The following is a 22,158-nucleotide window of genomic DNA, read 5'->3' as shown; positions in this document are numbered from 1 at the left end:
TCAGATCAGCTGCTGAACGACGCCGATCAACATGCCCTGATCGAAATCCTGCTTGGTCACATACGCATCCGCACCCAGACTCAGGCCGCGTTCGATGTCGTCAGGGCTGTTGCGCGATGTCATCATGATGACCGGTAAAGTTTTGAGTGCCGGATCGTTCCGTATCGCCGCCAATAGCGCGAAACCATCCATGCGCGGCATTTCGACATCGGCGACGACCAGATCGATCGCGTCGAGGCCGGAACGCAGCCGTTCCAGCCCCGCCAGGCCATCGACCTCGACCAGCACGTGATACCCCTGCGCCTCCAGGATGCTGCGCTCCAGCGTGCGGGTGGTGATCGAATCGTCGACGACCAGGATCGTTCGCGTCCGCGCCTCCGCCTTTTGTACGGCAAAGGGCGTGGGCGTCCGGGCGGACGTCCGGTCGCGCACCAGTTGCGTCGGATCGAGCACCAGCACGACCTCTCCGTTCAACAACACCGTACCCAGCACCAGCGGCAGGTCGGCGGCGATGGCGGCGGCATCGCCGACCAGCAGCGCGCGGACGTCGCTGAGCGCATCGACGATCAGCACGCGGCGGATGCCATCGGCCTCCACCACCACCGCCTGAAGCGTCGTGCCGGAGTCCGGCTGGGCAATGCCCAGCGCATCGCCCAGCCGGGATACGGGCAGCGGTCGGCCATCGACCGGCAGCATCAGGTCGCCACCGCTGGGCGACAGGTCGGCCGGTGTGATCCGCAGCACCTGTCGCACCGCGTCGGACGGCAGGGCGCAGAGCATCTCGCCGACCTCGACGAGCAGCAGCGTACGACGGGTGAGCGTGACGGGAACGGCGATGGTCAGGACCGTACCGCCGTCCGATCCGGGTGCGATGCCGGCCGATCCGTGCAGCCGGCGCGCGACCTCCGCCACGACCGACAGGCCGATCCCGCGTCCCGCGACCTCGTCCAGCCGTTCGGCAGTGGACAGCCCTTGTTCGAACAGCAGGGCGTACAGCGCCGCGCCGCGCGGGGGTGGCGCATCGGCAGGGATCAGTCCGGCGGCGCGAGCGCGTACGACGATCGCGTCGTCATTCAGCCCCGCGCCGTCGTCGCGTATCGCGATGGTCAGCCGGCCACGATCGATCCGGGTGTCGATGGTGATCGTGCCGGCATCCTCCTTGCCGGCGAGGCGACGGCGATTGGGCGTTTCGATGCCGTGCCGCACCGCGTTGCGCAGGACGTGCAGCAGCGGATCGCGCAGCGCGTTGAGGATGCGGCGATCAGCCTCCCCATCGGTATCGGTCGTCCGCAGTCGCGCGACCTTGCCCTCGGCGGTGGCCAGTTCACGGACGGCGCGTTCATGGCCGTCGAACAAGGTCGCCACCGGTTGCAGGAGCAGGCGTTCGCCATCCCGCTCCAGCTCGGCGCTCGACCGGTCGAGCGCGTCGCATAGGCGACCATGAAGACGGCGGATGCGGTCGAGTTCGGTCATCGCCTGTCGGAGCCGGCGGGCAGCTTCATCGCCGGTGGCGGATAAGAGCGGCGACAGCGCCGCAAGATCATCGGCGAGCGTGGACAGCCGATCGGCGACCATTCCCTGTTCGGCTACCTGCGTCGCCATGACGTGCAGCGAGCGTCCCAGATTTTCTACACGGTGACCGGAGATGGCGACGCGCCGTTCCGGCTCGTTTTCGGTCGAGGGGGCAGACGGGGGTGGCGCCGCGCCATCCTCGATCGCATCGGCCAGACGACGTAGTTCGCCGATCGCGATTTCGTCCATCGCCCGGTCGCCGCGTTCGATGGCGAGGATCAGCGCCTCCGCCTCATGCGCCGCCGCTTCGCTATCAGGCAGTTCGACCGCGCGTGCCGCCCCTTTCAGGCTATGCGCACGGCGGCTCAACTCGCGCAGGTCGACGCTGCGGCCGGCATCCGCATCGGCCAGCGCCGCGCGGATGCCGGCCATATGTTCGGCCAGTTCCGACGCGAATGCCGCCAGCAATTCTGCCTGAAGCTCGTCCACGCGCGCGCCCGACCGTTACAGGCGGTAGCGTTCGGTCAGGCCGACCAGCGTGCGCGACAGTTCGCCAAGGTCGCTCGCGGCCTGATCCAGCTGGCGAGTGGAGGCGGCGGTCTGTTGCGACGCCTCGCGGATATTCTGCAGCGCGATGGTGACCTGTTCTATGCCGATCTGCTGCTGGTTGGTCGAGGCGACGATCTGCTGGAAGGTCTGCACATTTTCCTGCACGCGGGTCGCCAGTTCCTCGATCGCGGCATGGCCGGCATCGGTGCGTTCCTTGCCCGATGCGACGCGCTTTACCGCTTCCTCGGTCAGCATCACCGACGAATTGATCCCGCGCTGAATATCGCCCAGGATCGAGCGGACGTTGCGGGTCGCGCCCTTTGCCTGATCGGCCAACTGCTTCATCTCAGATGCGACGATCGCGAAGCTGCGCCCCTGTTCGCCCGCCGCCGCCGCCTCGATCGAGGCGTTGAGCGCAAGGAGATGCGAGCGTTCCGACACGTCGTTGACGGTCGCGATGATGTCGCCGATCGCCTGCGTCTTTTCCGAGAGGGCGACGATGTTGGCCGCGACGGCCTCTGCCTGTTCACGGATCGCGTCCATCGCGCGGGCGGTGTCGGTCACGGCGGTGAGGCCGGCGTCGCTGACCTGCGCCGTCGCCTGCGCCTGTGCGATCACGTCCTGCGCACGGCGGGTGATTTGCGCGCCGCTATGCGTGATCTCGTCGACCGTTGCGGCGGTTTCCTGCACGGCGGCCAGCTGTTCCTCGACCGAGGCGGCCTGTTCCTGGGTCGATGCGCGGATTTCGGTCGTTGCGGCGTTCAGGTCGTTGGTGGCGGCACGGTTCTGCGTCGCGATGGTGCGCAAGCCCCCGACCATGTCGTTCAGCGTTCGCCCGAGCTGTCCCAGTTCGTCCTTGCCGGTCGTATCAGTGGTCGTCGACAGATCGCCTTCGCCGATCCGCCCGACGAAGGCCATGAACGAATCGAGCGGGCGGACGATCGAACGGCGGGTGGTCACGGCGACGGCAATCGCGACCGCGATCGCGACGATCAGCCCGATGATGATCGAAATGCGGCTGGTGTTGTAGACGTCGCGGGTCGCGTCCTGTCCGCGTTCGATCGCGACGTTCAGCGTCTCGCGCGCCTGGCCGACCCGCGCGACGACGACCGCATGATCGCGCACGATCTCCGGTTCGATCGCCAGCGTGGCTGTGCGGTCGCCCGCGGTGATCGCGGCAAGCTGCGTTTCGACATCGGTGCGCGTCTGGGCCAGTGCGGCCTCGCTCTGCGCCAGTTGCCGGGCCATGCGCGCCCACAGTTCCGACCGCGCGCCCGTTACCGAATTGTCGCGATAGGCTTCCGTCGCGCGTTCCTGTTCGGCCAGCCCGCGCTGCGCCTCCTCGATCGCGTTGCGCCATCCGGTCGTCGCCTCCCGCACCCGCGCATTGTCGCCGGTCAGGAACGCCTGCACCAGGGCCGACCGCTGTTCGACCTTGCGGGACAGGGCATGATCGATGCGGTTGAGCGCCTCCATCGACGCGAGGTCGCGTTCGACGATCAGGTCGACGGTCCTGCGGACTTCGCCGATCTGGACCAGCGCATAGATGCCGAGGGCGAGGAGGATCGCGGTGAGTGCCGCAAAGCCGGCAGCGATCCGGGTAGAGACGGACAAACCTTATCCTTCCTAAAGACGAGCGGGGAGAAGTCGTTCGATCAGCACGACCGGGTCGATCCGTGTCAATCGTTCGTCGCCATCGATGACGAGCGTGGCAAGCGCCCCGGTCGCTTCGGCTCGCGGGATCGTCACGACGCCCGACACGGCATCGACCGCCAGCGCGATCCGCGGCGCGTCGTGCCGCAGGACGATCATCGCAGTCGCGCCGGCGGTTTCGCGGTCGAGCAGGTCGGCCAGTGCGAACAGGTTGACGACTGTCCCGCGCCACGCGACCAGACCGGCGAGCGGCGTCGGCGGGTGGGGCAGGCGCGTGATCTTTGGCAACGGTGCGACCGCGCGGACGCAATCGATCGGCAGGCCGTGCGCGACACCCCCCAGATCGAACACCAGCAGCGTTTCGGTCGGACGGTCATCGGCCTGACGCTCCTGTGCGACGGCACGCTGGCGTGCGGCGAGGATCGTGGCGATGGCATCGGCATCGAACCCGTCGGCCATGATCGTCGGTGCGCTCACCGGTCGGTCCCGATCATGTGGCGGATAGCGGCGGTCATCGCGCCGGCGGTCATGCCGTCGCCTTCGGTCAGTTCGGTGTCGGGCGCAAGGGCGCTGGCGACGCGGAGTGCGTTGGTCAGGCTGCGGCGACCATCGGGTGCGCGGCCCTGCGCCAGCAGGTAATGGCCGAACTGGTAGTGCGCCATGGCGAAGGACCGGTCGAGATACAGCGCGTCGCGAAAGGCGCGTTCGGCACGTTCCTTGTCCCCCGTCGCCAGTGCGTCGAGTGCGGCGAAATAATGCGCGACCGGATCGGGGGTCGGAGTCGCCGCTGTTGCCGCAGGGGCGGGCGGGGGCATCGGCGTCCAGATGGGAACGGGCTGCGGTGTACGCGCGGCCGGCGGCGACGGGGACGGTGCAGGCAAGGGGGCGGGTCTCCGCCGCGTACCGAGTGCGCGATAGGTCAGGATGCCGGCGGTCAGATCGCTGTCGGCGACCGCATCGAAACCGGGATTGGGTTCGGCATGGCCGAGCAGCAGGATGCCGTCCCTTGTCAACCGCCCGGCCAACGCCCCGACGATCGCGTTCGCGTCGTCGTGGCTGAAATAGATCAGCAAGTTGCGGCACAGGATCAGGTCGTACTCGCTGAAGCCCAGCGGCGCGGCGGCATCGATCATCGCCAGCAGGTTGTGGCGTTCGAACCGGGCGATGCCGCGATAACGATCCTTCAGTCGATAGCGCTCGCCGATCCGGTCGAACAGCCGCGCCCGCTCGCCCTCGCCCATGGTGCGTAGCGCCCAGGGCGAGTATTCCGCCTGCCGCGCCGCCTCCAATGCCGTTTCGTCTATATCGGTGCCGGTCAGCGCGATGCGCCAGTCGGTGATGGCGTCGCCCAGCAGATCGGAGAGCAGGATCGCGACCGAATGCGCCTCCGCCCCGGTCGAACAACCCACGCTCCAGATCCGCAGTCGCTTGTCGTCGCGGTGGCGGTCGATCATCGCGGGCAGAATGGCGGTGCGGAGCGCCTCGAACTGTTCGGCGAAGCGGAAGAAGAACGTCTCGTTGATCGTGACCGCGCTTTCGAGCAGCGGCCATTCCGGATCGGCCGGATCGCGCAGGCGAGCGCGATAATCGCTCAGCTTCGCGTCGCCGGTCGCGGCCATTCGCTGGGCGACACGATCGGCAAGCTGTGTGTCCTTGTCGCTATAATAATGATGGCCGGTGCGGGCGATGACCAGCGCCTTGACCTCGGCAAAGGCGTCGTCGCCGGTCATGCCGCGCTCCATTGATCGCGGCGCTCGGCGGCGGCTGCGGTCAGCGCCGCCAGCGTCGCCCGCTCGCCTTCCAGCAGCAGCCGTTCGGGGTCGATGACATGGGCGGTGCCACCACCAGCCAGCGGTAGTTCGCCGGTGATTGCGGCATTCAGGCTGTGGCCGGGCGCGAGCGGTTCGGCGGTTCCGGTCGCGACATCCTCGGCCCGGTCGACCAGCAGGCAGATGTCGTGGCGCAGTCGGACGAGATGCGCGAACAGGTCTACCCCGGTCACCTGCGCCTGCGGGTCGAGCAACACGCGCGGGGCGAGCACCGGTACAGGTCGCCCCTGCAGCGTGACGAAGCCCAGCAGCGGACGGGGCAACCCCGGCGGCGCATCGATCGGCAGCAGCGGCAACACCTCCCGCACCGCCGCCATCGGCAGCGCGAGGCGGCTATCGTCGATGCGCAGGATCAGGAACGACGCGGTCATTACCGGTCGGCTATATCGCGCTTCGCCAGCAGCGCCAGATCATCTGGTGTATTGACGTTGGCTATTTCCGACGAGCCGGTCAGGCCGTGTGCGCCGACACGGTCCGCAAAGGCACGGACCGATCGCGAGCCGCCCTCGGTCAAAAGTGCTTCAAGCGTGACGGAAGCACTCGCCGGCCACCACCCCACCACCGGAAGATCGGCCAGATAGACGGCCGGGCCGACGGTCGAAAGTCGTTCGCGCAGGTCGGCGGGCAGGAGGGGGGCGTCGCACGGCAGCGTCAGCACCTGCGCAAATCCATGCGTCGCGGCATGATGCAGCGCGGCCCCGATCCCGCCCAGGGGGCCGAGGTCGGGGGCGGGGCGGTCGGGAATGCACCGTACGCCCGGATGCGACCGTCCGACGACCACCAGCGCATCGACCTGCGGCGCGACGGCGTCGATCACCCGATCGATCAGCGCCCGCCCGTCGAGCGTCGCCAGCGCCTTGTCGCTGCCGAAGCGGGTCGAGCGTCCGCCGGCAAGGATCGCGCCGAGGACGCGGGTCACGATGCCAGCACCGTATCGCCGCGCACCAGCGTCCGCAGCGGCAGGCCGGCGGTGGCGGCGCGGTCGAGCGCGAGGGTCGTCGCCGCCGAAAGCGTCGCGAGTAACGGGCAATTCGCGAGCACTGCCTTTTCGACCAGTTCGAACGAGCAGCGTGACGACAGCAGGGCAAAGCCCCCGTCCCAATCCTGCCCGGTACGTCGCATCGCACCGATCAGTTTGTCGAAGCCGTTGTGTCGGCCGACATCCTCGCGAACCATCCGGACCGCTCCGTCGGGGGCGCACAGTGCGGCGGCGTGGGTCGCGCCCGTCGCCCGTGCCAGCGGCTGATGATCACGCAGCGCCGCGGCCGCCCGCATGACGGCCGCCGGGCTGGCGCTGCTTCGCGCGGACAGGATGGGCAGCGGCCGCAGCGCCTGTTCGAGATTTTCGATCCCGCACAGCCCGCACGACGATTCCGACACCCGGTGGCGCACCCGGTCCGCCACCCGGTCATGGCGTTCGGGCGTCAGCGTCACGCGCAGCAACGTCCCCGCCGCCGCCGGATGGACCGCAACGTCGATCACTTCCGCCGCGTCATCGACCAGCCGTTCGGCGAGTACGAACCCATAGGCGAGGTCGTCCAGGTCGGCCGGCGTCGCCATCAGCACGGCATAGCCGAGCCCGTTCACCTCGATCGCGACGGGTGCCTCGATCGCGACGGCGCGTTCCTGTGTTGCCGCATCCCCCGATGCCGCCACCCGGTCGAACCGCCGGGTGGCATATCCCCCTTGCTCCATCAGCCGACGATACGCACCGGCACCGCCTTCGACGCCGGCGTCTGCGACCCATGGTCGTGCCAGCCGAGCGGGACGAGCGGGTTGAGTTCGGGATAATAGCCCGCGATGCAGCCGTCGGGCAGGTCGAACGGCACGACCTTCAAACCGCCCACGCGGCGGTCGATGCCGTCGTCGCCGTCGCCGACGATCGTCACGATCTGTCCCTTGTGCAGCCCGGCCTTCTCGATCTCCTGCGGGTTCATCAGCACCACGTCGCGCGTGCCTGAAATGCCGCGGAAGCGATCGTCATAGCCATAGATGGTCGTGTTGAACTGATCGTTCGACCGGAGCGTCACCAGCCGCAGCCGGCCCGGTGCATCGGGAATGTTCGTTCCCGACAGCGAGCGGGGCACGGTAAACTCGGCCTTGCCGCTCTCCGTCTTCCACACCCGTTCGCGCGCCGCATTGCCGCGATAGAAGCCGCCCGGCGTGAACATGCGTTCCTCGAAATCGTGGAATTCCTCGGGGTAGGTCGCCTCGATCAACTTGCGGATCTTCGCATAGTCGCCGGTCCAGCCGTCCCAGTCGACCTTCGGATTGGAGTCGAGCGTCGCCTTGGCGATGCCCGCGACGATCGCGACCTCGGATTTCAGATGCTCGCTGGCCGGTTCATGGGTGGCGATCGATCCATGGATATGGCTGAACGTATCCTCGATGGTGACGATCTGCTCGCCGCCCGCCTGCTTGTCGACCTCGGTCCGCACGAGGCAGGGCAGGAGATAGGCGACCTTGCCGTTGATGAGGTGGCTGCGGTTGAGCTTGGTCGCGATCTGCACGGTCAGGCGCATCGTCGGCCATGCCGCCTCGATCCGTTCGAGATCGGGAACTGCACGCAGGAAATTGCCGCCCAGCGACAGGAAGGCGTCGACTTCCCCTTTCAACAGGTCTTCGCAGGCGGTGACCGTATTGTGGCCATGGTCCATCGGCGGTTCGAAATCGAACAGTTCGCGCAGGCGATCCATCGGTACCAGTTCGGGCTTTTCCGAAATGCCGACGGTGCGCTGGCCCTGCACGTTGCTGTGCCCACGGACCGGGGACATGCCGGTGCCGACCCGGCCGATATTGCCCTTCATCAGCAGCAGGTTGACGTAGGTCGCGACGTTGTCGAACCCGTTGACCTGCTGCGTCAGGCCCATGCCGTAGATGCCGATCGTCCGGTCGGCCTCGACATAGACCTGCCCTGCCGCTTCAAGATCGGCACGGGACAGCCCGCTTTCGCGTTCGAGATCGGCCCAGTCGGTTGCGCGGACCATCGCTTCGAACTCGGTCCAGCCATGGGTGTGCTGCTCGATGAAATCGACGTCGAGGACATGGACCTTGTGCTCGGCCCAGCTTCTGTCCTCGGCGGCGAGGACGTGTTTGGCGAGGGCGATCATCACCGCGACGTCGCCGCCGGGCCGGACCTGGTGATATTGGCAACTGATCTTCGTTTCGCTGCGCGTCGCCATTTCGAAGGGGTTCTGCGGGTCGGTGAACGCGATGAGGCCCGGTTCCTTGACCGGGTTGAAGGTCACGACCTTGCAGCCGCGCTTCACCGCGTCGCGCAAGGGGTGAAGGAAGCGCGGGCTATTCGACCCGGTATTCTGGCCGAAGAAGAACATCGCGTCGCAATGTTCGAAATCGTCGAGGATCGACGTGCCAACAGGTGCGCCGATCGTCTTCTTGAGCGCGACCGACGTCGTCTCATGGCACATGTTCGAGCTGTCCGGCAGGTTGTTGTGGCCATACAGGCGCGCGAACAGGGCGTAGAGATAGGAGGTTTCGAGGCTGGCGCGACCGGAGGCGTAGAAGATCGCCTTTTTCGGGTCGATCGCGCGCAGTTCGGCACCGATGGCTGCGAAGGCTTCGTCCCAGCTGCATTCGACATAATGGTCGGTGGCGTGGTCGTAGCGCATCGGATGCGTCAGCCGTCCGACATGTTCGAGATCATAGTCCTTCCACGTCTTCAGTTCGCTGACCGAATGTTGCGCGAAAAAATCCGGGGCGCAGCGGTTGGGGGTCAGATCCCACAAGGTCGCCTTTGCGCCGTTCTCGCAGAATTCGAACGGATGCGGCTCGGCCGGTTTACCCCATGCGCAGGAGGTGCACATGAAGCCCTTGGTCTTGTTCTGGCGGGCGAGTTGCGCCAGCGCGGCGGGGCGGTTGCGCTCTTTGCCTAGGATCTTCGACATCCCCCTGACCGAACCCCAGCCGCCCGCCGGACCGTCATAGCCTACCACATCGTCCCGATCCGCCACGGCAATTCCTCTGCTACGCCTGTGGCGTAGGCTACGCCGGGCGGGGGGATAGGTTCCGGTCCTCAGTCGATCAGTTCGAGTGCCAGCGCCGTCGCTTCGCCGCCGCCGATGCACAATGAGGCGAGGCCGCGCTTCTGTCCGCGGGTTTCCAATGCCGAGAGCAAAGTCGCCAGCACCCGCGCGCCGCTGGCGCCGATCGGATGGCCAAGCGCGCAGGCGCCGCCATGGACGTTCACCCGGTCGTGCGGCAGGCTCAGGTCGTGCATCGCCGCCATGGTGACGCAGGCAAAGGCTTCGTTGACTTCGAACAGGTCGACCTGCTGCGCGCTCCAGCCGGCCTTTTCCAGCGCGCGGCGCATCGCGAAGACGGGGGCGGTGGCGAAGCGTGCCGGGGCGTGAGCGAAGCCGGCATGGGCAACGATCCGCGCGATCGGGGTCAGGCCCAGCCGGTCGGCGACCGATGCCCGCGCCAGCACCAGCGCCGCTGCGCCGTCGGAGATCGAGGAGGCGTTGGCGGCGGTGATCGTGCCGTCCCTGGCAAAGGCGGGCTTCAGCGTCGGGATTTTCGATACGTCACCGCGCGCAGGCTGTTCGTCGAGGCGGACGGTGGTCGTGCCCTTGCGACCGGCGATGTCGATGGGCACGATCTCACGATCGAACGCGCCGGATGCCTGCGCCGCCTGCGCGCGCCTTAGCGATTCGATGGCGAAGGCGTCCTGCGCTTCGCGCGTGAAGCCGTAGGCGGCGGCGGTTTCCTCGGCGAAGCTGCCCATCAGCCGGCCGGGCTCATAGGCATCCTCCAGCCCGTCGAGATACATGTGGTCGATCAACCGGTCGTGCCCGATCCGTGCGCCGCCGCGATGGCGTTGCGACAGATAGGGGGCGTTGGTCATGCTCTCCATGCCGCCCGCCACGACGATGTCGGCGGAACCGGCGGCGATGCCGTCGGCGGCCATCATCACCGCCTGCATCCCCGATCCGCACATCTTGTTGACGGTCGCCGCCTCGACATGCTGCGGCAGGCCCGCGCCCAGCGCCGCCTGTCGCGCCGGGGCCTGGCCGAGGCCAGCGGGCAAGACGCAGCCCATATAGATGCGCTCGACCGCTTCACCCGACAGGCCGGCACGCTCGACCGCTGCGCCGACCGCCGTCGCGCCGAGCTGCGTCGCGGTGGCACCGGACAAGGACCCCTGAAAACTGCCCATCGGTGTGCGGGCATAGGACAGGATGACGACGGGGTCGGACATGAACGCTCTCCGGGACAATTCTTGTTTCGTTTGTTATCATCTAGGGCGATGGCCGCGTCGTCGCAATCGCGCTAGGCGCTCGGCCATGTATCCCGCGCTGCCTCCCGTCTTCTGGCCGATCCTGTTGGGGGTCCTGGGCGCGGTGTTCGGCAGCTTCATCGCGACGGTCGCCATCCGCTGGCCGGCGGGGCGATCGACGCTGGCCGGGCGGTCCGCTTGCGATGGGTGTGGACGGACCCTGACGGCGGCGGAATTAGTGCCGCTGCTCGGCTTCGTCGCACTGCGGGGGCGATGCCGGACCTGCGGGTCGCGGATCGCGGCGAGGCATGTCGTGACCGAATTGCTGGGGGCGGCGATCGGCGTCGTGGCGGGGCTGGTTGCGCCGGGATGGGAGGGCGTTGCCGGCGCGGCGTGCGGCTGGCTGCTGCTGGCGCTGGGTGCGATCGACCTTGCCGCGTTCTGGCTGCCTGATGAGTTGACGGGGGCGCTGGCGGTCGTCGCACTAGTGGGTGGCGTAGCCGGGCTTGGCGTCGATCTGCAGGCGCGTCTGATTGGGGGCGTGGCCGGCTTCGGGGTGCTGTGGCTGGTCGCCGAAACCTATCGCCGGGTGCGCGGGCGGGTTGGATTGGGCGGGGGTGATCCAAAGCTGTTCGGCGCAATCGGTCTGTGGCTCGGCTGGCGTGCGCTGCCGCAGGTGTTGCTGATAGCGGCGCTGGCCGGACTGGCCGTCGTCGTTGCGATCAGGCTGGCCGGTCACCGGGTGACGGCGGCCGACCGGTTGCCATTGGGCACGTTGCTTGCCGGGGCGGCGTTCCTGTGCTGGGCCGTCTAGGCCGATTCGATCCGATATTCGATCGGCTTGAAGCTCCCACCGTTGGACGCCGGGGCCGAGCAGGCGGTCAGCCCGATGATGAGGTCCATCGCCGCACGAAAGGTGATCGCGTCGCCCGCCTTGCTGAGCGGCGGCAGGACGCTGAGCCGGCCGGTGGCGCCATCGACCGGCACGTTCATGAAGCAGTTGAACGCCACCGGGATACGGTCGGGCTGCACGCCATAGGGTTCCAAAGCGGCGGCAAGGTTGCCGAAGCAGCCGCGATGCGGCGGCAGGTCCGGATAGAAATGATGAAAGGTGTCGTAGGAGCAGGGCGTCAGCAGGAAGTCGTGCGTGCCGACGGTGTCGGCGACGATCTCCAGCATCACCCGGCTACGGTTCGAATAGAGCGCGTGGCCGGTCGTCAGGCGGATCGTCTCGGCATAATCCAGCGTCCGGCCCGATGAGATCACTTCGTCCAGATCGTCGGCATTGAACGCCAGCAGGTCTGCGACCTGGCATCCGCGAGGATCGACGACGACCAGCGTGTCGCCCTTCGCCAGCCGGAACGCCGTGCCCGAGCGTTCGGGGATGGTGACGTTCACTTCGGCTCGCCCGAATAGTGGAACGGGCAGGCCCAGCGATCGTCGACCACCCGGCCGCTATACTGACGCGCCTCGCTGGCCGCGCCGTGACGGGCGAGCATCGGGTTGCGGCTGCCCGCCAGCGCTTCGTCGCGCACGAGAATCTTTTCGCGCATCGTCTCATATTTGCCCTCGGCCCGCAGCCGTTCGAACTGGTCGTGCAGGTTGAAGACGAGGGTGGGGCGGGCGAACCGTCGGGCCGGGCGGCTGGCGCGCGGGTGAAGGCCGACGATGAAGAATGCCTCGCCGCCGAAGCTCAGCGAGAAATGCGGATTGTCGGGATCGGTGCTAACCCGCGCATCATAATCCTGCCCGCGCCACACATCCTTGTCGGACAGCGACTGAACCCGCTGCCACAATGCGCGCTCGAATTCGGGTTCGGACAGGCCGTCCGGCCCTTCGAAGATGACCGCGAAGCTGCGGTACATCGCCCGGTCGCGGCGATAATCTTCGGCCAGCCGCATCAACGCATCATGGATGCGGACATCGTCCCACGCGCTGTCGATCCGGGAGCAGGCGAGCACATGGAGCGTGCCCCGCGCCATGGCCGACTTCGCGCCGACGCAGGGAAAGGCGCGGTCGTCGACATGGTCGAACAGCAGGGCTTCGAGGCTGTCCTGCGCCTCATGCTTCCAGTTGAACATTGCGGAGATCCCGGCCGGTGATGGGAACGACACTACGTTTCGCGTGCGATACCGGTTCCGCCAGTTGACGGGCGACGGGGACGGCGGCACGATCACGCCCGTGAACAAACGACTGCTTCTGGACGACTTCCTTCCGTATCGCCTGTCGATCGCATCGAACCGGGTTTCGGATGCCATCGCCTCCACCTATCGTTCGCTGTTCGGGCTGCGTATTCCCGAATGGCGGCTGGTGACGGTCATCGCGGAGAGCGAGGGGATCACGCAGCAGGCGCTGTGCGTCGCCACGCGGATGGACAAGGTGACCGTCAGTCGCGGCGCGATCGCGCTGGTCGATCGCGGACTGGTCGAGCGCAGCGCCAATGCAGGGGATCAACGGTCCCATCTGTTGAAGCTCACCAGGTCCGGACGTGCCCTGTACGAAGAGGTCGCGCCCAAGGCGCTGCTGATCGAGCAGGAACTGTTCGCGTCGTTCAGTGCGCAGGAAATCGATGTCCTGCGCGACATGCTGTCGCGGGTACAGTCGGCAGCCGACGCGATGGAGCAGGCCACGTCCGCTCAATAGCGGTCGCGACGCGGCTTCATCTGGCGCTTGCTGGGCAGGCTGTCGGCCAGGCGGGCGCCGCGCCGTCCCATCGGCAGGGGATGTCCCACAGTCGAATCCACGGCGGTCTGCCGCTCGGCCTCCGCGTTGATCTCTGCGCCGATCAGGATCGCAAGGCTCGATACGAACAGCCACATGAGCAACACGACGACCGCGCCCAGCGCGCCATAGGTCGCGTTGTAGTTGGCGAAATTGGCCGCGTAGACGCCGAACGATACCGTCGCCAGCAGCCAAAGTACGGTAGCTGCCATCGACCCGACCGATAGCCAACGCCATTTCGCCCGTGCCCGGTCCGGCCCATAGCGATAGGCGAAGGCGATGGCGGCGCTGGCGATCATCGCAGCGACCAGCCATGTCGCGCCCTGGATCAGAATTGCCCCGGCGGTCCCGAGGAATGCGGTCTGGCCGCGAATCCACGTCAGTACGCCCGCCGACAGGATGCCGACGATGGCGGCAAAGATCGCGGCGACCGTCAGCATCGCCGACAACAGCGTCGTGGTGACGATGCTGCGTTCGTCCTCTTCCTCGTAGATCACGTTCAGCGCCTGGATGATCGCGCTCGCCGCGCGCATCGCGCCATAAATCGACAGCAGCAGTGCCACCAACAGGCCCAGTCCCGCCTGGGTCGACGCCGTGGTCACGACCGCGATCAACTGGTCGGAAATCAGCCGCGCAGCGTCGGCCGGCACCAGTTCGAAGATCGTTTCCATGTGGCGGGCAACGGTCGAGGGGTCGGCGATGAGCCCATAGGTCATGACGATCGCGCCCAGCAGCGGCACGAACGACAGAAACGCATAGAAGGCCACCCCCGCCGCCATCAGCGTCAGATTGTGATAGCCGACCATGGTATAGACGCGGATGAAGATCGCCCGCCATGCCGGCCAGGGATGTTGCCATGGATGTTCGGACGCGCTGCCCGGGACGGTGGCCGGATCGATCGGCGGTACGGTATCGGTCAACGCTGCTCCCCTTTTGCTGCCATGCACCAACGCAGGCGCGCCCGGATCGGATGCAGCTTAATTTCAATGTGAACCAATTCCCTGTCTTGGCGTTGTCGGTTCACGGGAGCTGCGTGTCGTAGCGTCTGCGAAGGGGACGGGGACAGGGTTTTGGGGGAATTTCGCGCACGGACGGTTATTGCGCTGCTCGCCGGTACGATGTTGGTTCCCATTGCCGACGCGCAGGAGCGGCAGCCGCAACCGGCCTCGGTCACTGCGCCGCAGCAGCCCGCCGAACCCATCGTCCCCGATCGCGAATTCGACACCGCGCTACCCACCTTGTCCGGTGACATCAATGCTCCGCTCGAGCCGCTGTCGGCGTTCGATGCCAAGCCCGCACCGGTGCCGCAGGTTCAGCCGCTCCCGGCGCCGACCGCGCCCGTGACCGAGGCGCAGATCCCGGCGGAAACCCTTCCCGACGCGGTACTGCCCGAAGCGCCTGAGCTTGCCCAACCCCTGACGCCGTTGTCCTCGTTCGACGTGACGCCGGTGGAAGTCGCCGGGGTGGACGACAAGCGCGCGGTGGAAATCCGCTACGATACGGTCGTCAACGGACTGGATGCGATCGACGGCGAAACGCAGTTTCGGGCACTGTCGGCGCTGCGCGAGGGTGATGGCAAGGCCGCCAATGCCGCGATGGTACAGGCGCGCGCCAAGGAAGACGAACAGCTGGCGGTCCGCATCATGCGGGCCAAAGGCTATTATGACGGCACCGCCACGTCGGCGATCGAACAGCCGCCGGGTGGCCGCGTGCGTGCAGTGGTCACCGCCGTTCCGGGCAAGCAGTTCACGCTGGGATCGATCCGCATCGATACCCAGCCGACCATCCCGCCGAACCTGGTCGATCGCGAATTGCCGCTGACGGTGGGCGATCCGATCGACGCAGAACGCATCCAGGCGGCCGAGGCGAATGTCAGCCTGAAGCTGCCGCAGCAGGGCTATCCCTTCGTCCAGGTCGGCGAGCGTGACATCCTGCTCGACGATACGACCGTCACCGGGGCCTATACGCTGCCGGTCGCGACGGGACCGCGATCGTCGTTCGGCACCTATTCGACGACGGGCAAGCTGGCCTTCGATGCCGAGCATGTCGGGGTTCTCGCCCGGTTCGAACAGGGTGAATTGTACGATAATCGCAAGGTCGACGATCTGCGCGCCGCATTGGTGGCGACGGGATTGTTTTCCGGCGTTTCGGTCGAACCGCAGCGCACCGGCCAGATCGCGCCCGATGGTACCGAATCGGTCAACCTGCTGGTCAAGCAGGATGCCGGGCCGGCACGGACGCTCGCCGGTGAGGCGGGCTATGGCACGGGGCAGGGCGTTCGCCTCGAAGGATCGTGGATGCATCGCAACCTTTTCCCGCCCGAAGGCGCGCTGATCGTGCGCGGCGTCGCGGGGACGCAGGAGCAGGGCGCGGGCGTCACCTTCCGCCGATCCAACGCCGGGCGGCGTGACCGCACCTTCCAGCTTCTCGCGAATGCCAGCCGCAGCAATTACAACGCGTTCGAGGCGTTTACCGGGACGCTCGGCATCCGCTGGTCATATGACTCGACACCGATCTGGCAGAAGCGGTTCACCTATGCCTATGGCGGCGAGTTGATCGGCACCAACGAAGACACGTACGACTTCGACGTCGGCGGCCGCCGACGCAAGACCTACGGCATCGCCGCGCTGCCGCTGTTCGCCGGGTTCGACACGTCCGACAATCTGTTGAACCCGACCAAGGGCTTCCGCCTGAAGCTGAACGTCAGCCCCGAAGCATCGGTGCAGGGTGCCGTGCGTCCCTATGGCCGGTTCATGGTCGAGGGCACCGCCTATTACCCGATCGGCGAGAGCGTCGTCATCGCCGGACGCGCGCGGGCCGGATCGATCCAAGGGATCGCGCGCGACGATCTTGCCCCGTCACGGCGTTATTATGCCGGTGGCGGCGGATCGGTGCGCGGCTTCGGGTTCCAAGAACTCGGCCCCCGCACGCCGGAGGTGGACGAGGACGGTAACAATCTGAACCGTCCGATCGGCGGGCGCAGCCTGAACGAGTTCGCGCTGGAGGCGCGGTATCGGTTCGGCAATTTCGGGATCGTGCCGTTCATCGATGCCGGGCAAGTCTATGAATCGAGCCTGCCCAAGGGATCGGACCTGCGCTTCGGCGCCGGTATCGGTGGTCGTTTCTACACCAATTTCGGCCCGATGCGGGTCGACGTCGCAACGCCGATCGCCCGGCGCCCCGGAGAATCCAAGATCGCGCTCTATATCTCGATCGGGCAGGCATTCTGATGACCGACGCCGACATGCCCGCCACCGAAACCGTCGTCGTGCGCGACCGGCCGCTCTGGATCAATATCCTCAAATGGATCGGAATCGCGCTCGTCGCGCTGCTGATCCTGCTGTTGGCACTGGTGTTAGGGTTGAATACCGGGCCAGGGCGTGGGTTTCTGGTCGGCAAGCTCGACGGTTACACCACCGCATCGGGATTGAAGGTCAATATCGGCCGCATCGACGGATCGCTATACGGTGCGATGAGGGTCCGGGACCTGCGCCTGAGCGATACCAGGGGCGTGTTCGCCTATTCGCCGGAAATCGCCGTCGACTGGCGGCCCTTCGCCTTTGCGAACGGGCATGTCGACATTCGCAGCCTGACCAGTCCGCTGGTCCGCTATGCGCGTAATCCGGTATTGAAGGATACGCCGCCGGGCGACCCCAACGCGCCGCTGCTGCCCGATTACGACATCGATGTGAACCGCTTGGCGGTCGACCGGATCGAAGTCGGGCCGGCGGTGACCGGACAGCGCCACCTCGCGAAGCTCGACGGCGAAGTGCACATCGCCGACCGCCGCGCGCAGGTGACGGCGAATGCCGCGACCCTCGCCGCGCCGGGTGTCGCCGGGGGCGACCGCGTCGCGCTGAAGCTGGATGCCGTTCCCGATGACAACCGCTTCGACGTCGATGCGCGGATCACCGGGCCGGCCAATGGCATGATCGCCGGGATGGCCGGACTGAAGGCGCCGATCGTCGCGACGGTCGACGGGCAGGGCGACTGGCGCAACTGGCGCGGGCGGCTCGCCGGGACGTTGGGCGGGCGTCCGCTTGCCGATCTGGCGCTGACCGGACGTGAGGGCCGCTTCACGGTGCGCGGATCGACTCAGCCGGGGCTGATCCTGATCGGGCCGGTCGAGCGACTGACCGCGCCACGCCTCGACGTGGCGATCGACGCCAGGTTTGCCGATCGTAAGGCCGACACCCGTATCCAGCTGCGCTCCAGCGCGCTGGCGGTGAATGCCACTGGTCTGCTCGACCTGGGCAACAGCCGGTTTGGCAATTTCCGGACCGAAGCGATGCTGCTGACGCCGGGCGCGATCGCCCCGAACCTCAACGGCCGATCGGTTCGCGCGGCGGTGGTGCTGGACGGCGGGTTCGGCACGCCGACTGTCGATTACAAGGTGCAGGCGGCTGCGCTGGGCTTCGGCGAAACCGTCGTCGAACAGCTTTATGCCGAGGGGCGGGCGACCGTCGATGCCGACCGCATCCTCATTCCGATCGCGGCCAAAGCACGGCGAATTTCCGGGCTGAACGCCGCAGTTGGCGGTCTGGTCACCAACGTCGCGATCAATGGCGATCTGGCCATCGCGGGTGACCAGGTGCTGTCCGACAATCTGCGCATCCGGTCTGATCGAATCGACGCGACCGCGATCGTCGCCGCGAATCTGACCACCGGGCGATACACCGGTGCGATCAAGGGGCGGATCAACGATTACGAGGTTGCCAGCATCGGCATCCTGAACCTGACGACCGATGCCAGCCTTTATACCGCGCCACAGGGCGGGTTCGGGATCAAGGGGCGCGTGGTTGCCCAGACCACCCAGCTGTTCAACGAGGGCATTCGCAACTTCCTCGGTGGCAACGTGACCACCACGCGGGCCGATGTCGGTGTCGGACCGGACGGGATCGTCAGCTTCGCCAATGTCCGGATGAACGCACCGCAGTTCCGGATCACCAACGGTTCCGGCCACTATGATCCGGCGGGGCCGCTGCTGGTCAATGCCGATGCCTATTCGACGCAATATGGTCCGCTGACCGCACGGGTTACGGGCACTGTCGCCGCACCGCAGGTCCTGCTGCGGGCGGCACGCCCGGGCGTCGGTGTCGGTCTGGCGGGCCTAGAAGCACGGGTGCGCGGGCAGGGCGATCGGTATGCGATCCAGGCAACCGGCAATACCGATTACGGCCCGTTCCGCGCCGATGTGCTGCTGTCGACCGCGCCGCGGCTGGCGGCCGACATCCGATCGGCGACCTTTGCGGGCATGAACATCGACGGCCGGGTCGAAGCGACCAACGCCGGACCGTTCGTCGGCCGGGTGAACTTCGCCGGATCGGGCGTGGCCGGCGTCGCCCGGTTGTCGGCGCAGGGCAGGTTTCAGCGTGCGGACGTCAACGCCCAGGCATCGAACGCGGTCATTCCGGGCAATATGGGCCTGCGGATCGGCCGCGCGATCGTGACCGGTAGTGCCGTGCTGTACGACCAGCCGGAAATCGTCGCCGATGCGCAGGTCGCGAACCTGTCGATGGGCGATTTCGTGCTCCAGCGCAGCCGCGCCAAGATCAACTATCGCGGCGGCAACGGCACGGCGCAGATGTTCGCCGAAGGATCGTCGGGTGTGCCCTTCCGCGTCGCCGCCAATGCCCGACTGCGGCCGAACGAATATCTCGTCGCGCTGCAGGGCGTCGCCAATTCGATCCCGTTCCGCACCGTCAATCCGGCGCGGATCGCGTCCGCACCGGGGGGCTATCGCCTGTATCCGACGCGGATCGATTTCGATCAGGGGTCGATCCGGGCGGCGGGCGTCTATGGCAACGGTATGTCGATCCAGACCCGGCTCGACCGGCTGGACCTGAGCATCGTCAACGCCTTCGTGCCCGGCACCGGGATCGGCGGCACCGCGACCGGCAGCCTCGACTTCGCGCAGGCGGCGGACCAGAGCTTCCCCCGTGCCGATGCTCGCCTGACCATCCGCAATTTCCAGCGGACCAGCCTCGCCTCGGTCTCCGAACCGGTTGATATCGTTTTTGCCGGTGATCTCCGGCCCGAAGGGGGCAGCGGTCGAGCGCTGATCCGTCGGGGTACGACCACGGTCGGGCGGATGGTCGCCAATCTGCGCCCCCTGCCTCCGGGCAGCGGATCGTGGGTGACGCGGATGCTGGCGGCGCCGTTGTCGGGCGGTATCCGCTATAACGGACCGGCAGGCGTGCTGTTCTCCTTTGCCGGGCTGGCCGACCAGCAATTGTCGGGACCGATCGGCCTTGCCGCCGATTTCGGCGGGCGGGTGCAGGCGCCGCAGCTCACCGGTGTCGTCCGGGCGAACAACCTGACCTATGAGAACGAGGCGCTGGGCACCCGGCTAACCAATGTCGGTATCGACGGACGGTTCACCAACGACCGGTTCGAATTGACCCAGTTCCGCGCGCGCGCCGGCGAAGGCACGGTCAACGCGCAGGGAACGGTCGGGCTGGCGTCGAACAGCGGCTTCCCGATCGATATCCGTGCCCAGCTGCGCGATGCCCAGCTGGCACGCAGCGATGCGCTGGGCGCATCGGCGACCGGCGACATCCGTATCCAGAACGGGCGTGACGGTGGACTGATCTCGGGCGACATCCTCATTCCGGAGGCGCGGTACCAGATCATCCTGCAGGGCGCGGCCGAAGTGCCCGAACTGACCGGTGTCCGGCGCAAGAGCGACGCGAACCGGCCCACTGCCGCGCAACAGCGGCAGGCGGCGGCGTCGGCCGGTCTGTTCCGCCTCGCGCTGCGGGTGCGTGCCAATAACCGGCTGTTCGTGTCGGGCATGGGGTTGGAGTCGGAATGGCAGGCGGACCTGCGCATCGCGGGCACCTCCTCGGCACCGACGATCAACGGCCAAATGCGGATGATCCGGGGTACCTATTCGTTCGCGGGCAAGCGGTTCGAGGTCGAACGCGGCGTGATCCGGTTCGAGGGCTCGGACTTCACCAACCCGGTCATCGACATCGCGGCGACGACCACCGCCGAGGGCGTGACCGCAACGATCAACGTCACTGGCACCGCCCAGGCACCACAGATCGCGTTCAGTTCCACCCCGGCGCTGGCGCAGGACGAGGTGCTGTCGCGACTGTTGTTCGGCAGTTCGGTGACGAACCTGTCGGCGACCGAGGCGATCCAGCTGGCCGCCGCGCTCAATTCGCTGCGTGGGTCGGGCGGCGGCGGGCTGAACCCGCTGGGCAAGCTGCGCTCGGCGACCGGGTTCGACCGGCTGCGCGTGCTGGGCGGAGACGAGGCGAGCGGACGCGGTACGTCACTGGCGGCGGGCAAGTATCTGACCGACGACATCTATGTCGAGATCATCACCGACGCGCGGGGCTTCACCGCCACGCAAATCCAGATCGCCCTGTCGCGGACGCTCAGCCTGTTGTCGCAGACCGGATCGTTCGGCGGGTCGAACGCCTCGCTACGCTACAGCCGGGATTATTGATTGGGGCGGCGGCGGGTAACGCCGCCGCCGTCACGTCACCGCTTGCGCGATACGCCGCCGGCGAGTGCGGCGATCATGGCATCGCGCAGCGGCTTGGGTTTGAGGTCGATGTCGTAGGGACAGCCCCGCGCGATGGCGCCGTCCGGACGCGGCTCGAACCCGCGCAGCCAGCTATACCTGTCGCTCAACCCCCAGGCGAGGACGTCGCCCAGCTGCGGATAGGACAGTATGATGTCCAGATAGGCGCGCGCGAAGTCGGCGACGCCTCGGTCGCGCAGACCGATGGCGACCGGCAGGCCGCGATCCCGTACGTCGAATTCGGTGATGACCAGCCGGTAGCCCATGCCCACGACCCGGTCGAGGAAGCGCCGCCATTCCGGCTCCAGCCGGTGCGCGACGGCACCGGCATCGCCGGTCGGCTGGAACAGGCCGATATGCGATTGCACGCCCAGCGCATCGACCGGCGTGCCGCGTCGACGGAAGTCCTCCAGCAACGACAGCACGCCCGCGCGATGTTTGTTGTTGCCATCCTCCCAGCTCATATAATCGTTATAGACCAGCTCGGCATGAGGCGCGGCGGCGCGCACGGTGCGGAAGGCATGGTCGAGGACATTCGCCGTTCCGCCCATGGCACGCGACAGCGACGTCTCGCGCAGGGTGCCGGTGTCGGGGTCGACCGCCTCGTTCACCACGTCGTAGCTGTCGATCTTGCGGCCATAGCGTTTGGTCACCGTATCGATATGGCGGTCGAGAATGTCGGCGGCGGCCGATGCGGGGCGCTGCCCGAAATCCTGGTTGTTGAGCCATGCGGGAAGCCATTTGGAATAGGCCCAGTAGAGGGTGTGTCCGCGCATCGCGAAGCCGTTCCGCACGGCCCAGTCGACCATCGCGTCGAACTGCGCAAAGTCGAACCGGTCGGCGGCGGGGCGGATCGCCTGCCACTTCATCTGGTTTTCGGCGACGAGTACCGCGCAGTCGCGTTGCAGCAGCGCGGCATAGGCCGGATTGTTGAACGATGCGGCATCGCGTCCGGGCGGTGCCCAGGCGAAGGCGGAACCGAACCGTCGGCCGCGTTGTGCGGCAACAGCCTTCAACGTTGAAGGTGCAGGGGCGGCGGGGGCGGCTGGCGCGGCGAGCATCGCTGCCCCTCCGGCCAGCACGCTGCGGCGATCGATCCTGGTCATACGCTCTACCAATCCTCG

Annotated in this window: 17 protein-coding genes; 4 read left to right on the top strand and 13 right to left on the bottom strand. The window is 67.1% G+C overall.

Translation table 11 applies throughout. The annotated features are described in order from the left end of the window. The 9 genes from ASE83_RS16240 to ASE83_RS16200 form a co-directional block, all read right to left on the bottom strand. The gene (locus ASE83_RS16240; protein ID WP_055792745.1) at window positions 1–2,001 is read right to left on the bottom strand and encodes a hybrid sensor histidine kinase/response regulator; all 2,001 of its coding nucleotides are present in this window, start codon (window positions 1,999–2,001) and stop codon (window positions 1–3) included. A gap of 15 nt (window positions 2,002–2,016) precedes the next feature. Then, window positions 2,017–3,675, bottom strand: a complete 1,659-nt coding sequence (locus ASE83_RS16235; protein ID WP_055792742.1) for a methyl-accepting chemotaxis protein — start codon at window positions 3,673–3,675, stop codon at window positions 2,017–2,019. Window positions 3,676–3,687: 12 nt separating this feature from the next. Further along, window positions 3,688–4,191, bottom strand: coding sequence for a chemotaxis protein CheW (locus ASE83_RS16230; protein ID WP_055792739.1), 504 nt, complete (start codon window positions 4,189–4,191; stop codon window positions 3,688–3,690). Further along, entirely contained in the window at window positions 4,188–5,444 is a 1,257-nt protein-coding gene (locus tag ASE83_RS16225) for a CheR family methyltransferase (RefSeq protein WP_055792736.1), read from the bottom strand. Before ASE83_RS16225 ends, ASE83_RS16230 begins: the two co-directional genes overlap by 4 nt. After that, the gene (locus ASE83_RS16220; protein ID WP_055792733.1) at window positions 5,441–5,914 is read right to left on the bottom strand and encodes a chemotaxis protein CheW; all 474 of its coding nucleotides are present in this window, start codon (window positions 5,912–5,914) and stop codon (window positions 5,441–5,443) included. The genes ASE83_RS16225 and ASE83_RS16220 overlap by 4 nt, the downstream gene beginning before the upstream one ends. Then, complete coding sequence (mobA, locus tag ASE83_RS16215; protein WP_055792730.1) at window positions 5,914–6,462, bottom strand: molybdenum cofactor guanylyltransferase; 549 nt, start codon at window positions 6,460–6,462, stop codon at window positions 5,914–5,916. The genes ASE83_RS16220 and mobA overlap by 1 nt, the downstream gene beginning before the upstream one ends. Then, a complete protein-coding gene (gene fdhD, locus ASE83_RS16210; protein ID WP_055792727.1) occupies window positions 6,459–7,238 on the bottom strand; it encodes a formate dehydrogenase accessory sulfurtransferase FdhD in 780 nt (259 codons plus the stop codon). The genes mobA and fdhD overlap by 4 nt, the downstream gene beginning before the upstream one ends. Further along, window positions 7,238–9,514: an FdhF/YdeP family oxidoreductase gene (locus tag ASE83_RS16205; RefSeq protein ID WP_055792724.1), complete on the bottom strand. Its 2,277-nt coding sequence runs from the start codon at window positions 9,512–9,514 to the stop codon at window positions 7,238–7,240. Before ASE83_RS16205 ends, fdhD begins: the two co-directional genes overlap by 1 nt. Before the next feature lie 62 nt (window positions 9,515–9,576). Further along, complete coding sequence (locus ASE83_RS16200; RefSeq protein WP_055792721.1) at window positions 9,577–10,761, bottom strand: acetyl-CoA C-acyltransferase; 1,185 nt, start codon at window positions 10,759–10,761, stop codon at window positions 9,577–9,579. Window positions 10,762–10,846: 85 nt separating this feature from the next. Between ASE83_RS16200 and ASE83_RS16195 the strand changes: the two genes are divergently transcribed. Further along, window positions 10,847–11,593: a prepilin peptidase gene (locus tag ASE83_RS16195; RefSeq protein ID WP_055792716.1), complete on the top strand. Its 747-nt coding sequence runs from the start codon at window positions 10,847–10,849 to the stop codon at window positions 11,591–11,593. Here ASE83_RS16195 and ASE83_RS16190 read toward each other — a convergent pair. Both ASE83_RS16190 and gntA read right to left on the bottom strand, forming a co-directional pair. Then, the gene (locus tag ASE83_RS16190) at window positions 11,590–12,177 is read right to left on the bottom strand and encodes a DUF1989 domain-containing protein (RefSeq protein ID WP_156353258.1); all 588 of its coding nucleotides are present in this window, start codon (window positions 12,175–12,177) and stop codon (window positions 11,590–11,592) included. The genes ASE83_RS16195 and ASE83_RS16190 overlap by 4 nt on opposite strands. Then, window positions 12,174–12,860, bottom strand: a complete 687-nt coding sequence (gene gntA / locus ASE83_RS16185) for a guanitoxin biosynthesis heme-dependent pre-guanitoxin N-hydroxylase GntA (protein WP_055792710.1) — start codon at window positions 12,858–12,860, stop codon at window positions 12,174–12,176. The genes ASE83_RS16190 and gntA overlap by 4 nt, the downstream gene beginning before the upstream one ends. A gap of 100 nt (window positions 12,861–12,960) precedes the next feature. On the opposite strand from gntA, the gene ASE83_RS16180 reads away from it, so the two are divergent. Further along, a complete protein-coding gene (locus ASE83_RS16180) occupies window positions 12,961–13,422 on the top strand; it encodes a MarR family winged helix-turn-helix transcriptional regulator (protein WP_235513295.1) in 462 nt (153 codons plus the stop codon). Here ASE83_RS16180 and ASE83_RS16175 read toward each other — a convergent pair. Beyond that, on the bottom strand, window positions 13,416–14,420 hold the full coding sequence (locus tag ASE83_RS16175; RefSeq protein ID WP_235513294.1) for a YihY/virulence factor BrkB family protein: 1,005 nt from the start codon (window positions 14,418–14,420) through the stop codon (window positions 13,416–13,418). The two genes, ASE83_RS16180 and ASE83_RS16175, sit on opposite strands and share 7 nt — an antisense overlap. Before the next feature lie 198 nt (window positions 14,421–14,618). Here ASE83_RS16175 and ASE83_RS16170 point away from each other — a divergent pair, with 198 nt between their 5' ends. Continuing rightward, window positions 14,619–16,730, top strand: coding sequence for a BamA/TamA family outer membrane protein (locus tag ASE83_RS16170; RefSeq protein ID WP_082443427.1), 2,112 nt, complete (start codon window positions 14,619–14,621; stop codon window positions 16,728–16,730). Further along, window positions 16,730–20,956: a translocation/assembly module TamB domain-containing protein gene (locus ASE83_RS16165; protein ID WP_055792707.1), complete on the top strand. Its 4,227-nt coding sequence runs from the start codon at window positions 16,730–16,732 to the stop codon at window positions 20,954–20,956. Before ASE83_RS16170 ends, ASE83_RS16165 begins: the two co-directional genes overlap by 1 nt. A 35-nt stretch (window positions 20,957–20,991) precedes the next feature. Here ASE83_RS16165 and ASE83_RS16160 read toward each other — a convergent pair whose 3' ends face one another. After that, on the bottom strand, window positions 20,992–22,140 hold the full coding sequence (locus tag ASE83_RS16160) for an endo-1,4-beta-xylanase (protein WP_055792703.1): 1,149 nt from the start codon (window positions 22,138–22,140) through the stop codon (window positions 20,992–20,994). Between the last annotated feature and the right edge of the window lie 18 nt (window positions 22,141–22,158).

This window comes from Sphingomonas sp. Leaf32 (genome assembly GCF_001421765.1).
Classification (GTDB): domain Bacteria; phylum Pseudomonadota; class Alphaproteobacteria; order Sphingomonadales; family Sphingomonadaceae; genus Sphingomonas.
This window is presented reverse-complemented; position numbering and strand designations above follow the sequence as displayed.

Coding starts and splice junctions, on each gene's coding strand:
- ASE83_RS16220 (WP_055792733.1), bottom strand. CDS start 5,914: ATGACCGCGTCGTTCCTGATCCTGCGCATCGACGATAGCCGCCTCGCG.
- ASE83_RS16200 (WP_055792721.1), bottom strand. CDS start 10,761: ATGTCCGACCCCGTCGTCATCCTGTCCTATGCCCGCACACCGATGGGC.
- ASE83_RS16160 (WP_055792703.1), bottom strand. CDS start 22,140: ATGACCAGGATCGATCGCCGCAGCGTGCTGGCCGGAGGGGCAGCGATG.
- fdhD (WP_055792727.1), bottom strand. CDS start 7,238: ATGGAGCAAGGGGGATATGCCACCCGGCGGTTCGACCGGGTGGCGGCA.
- ASE83_RS16225 (WP_055792736.1), bottom strand. CDS start 5,444: ATGACCGGCGACGACGCCTTTGCCGAGGTCAAGGCGCTGGTCATCGCC.
- gntA (WP_055792710.1), bottom strand. CDS start 12,860: ATGTTCAACTGGAAGCATGAGGCGCAGGACAGCCTCGAAGCCCTGCTG.
- ASE83_RS16170 (WP_082443427.1), top strand. CDS start 14,619: ATGTTGGTTCCCATTGCCGACGCGCAGGAGCGGCAGCCGCAACCGGCC.
- ASE83_RS16195 (WP_055792716.1), top strand. CDS start 10,847: ATGTATCCCGCGCTGCCTCCCGTCTTCTGGCCGATCCTGTTGGGGGTC.
- ASE83_RS16165 (WP_055792707.1), top strand. CDS start 16,730: ATGACCGACGCCGACATGCCCGCCACCGAAACCGTCGTCGTGCGCGAC.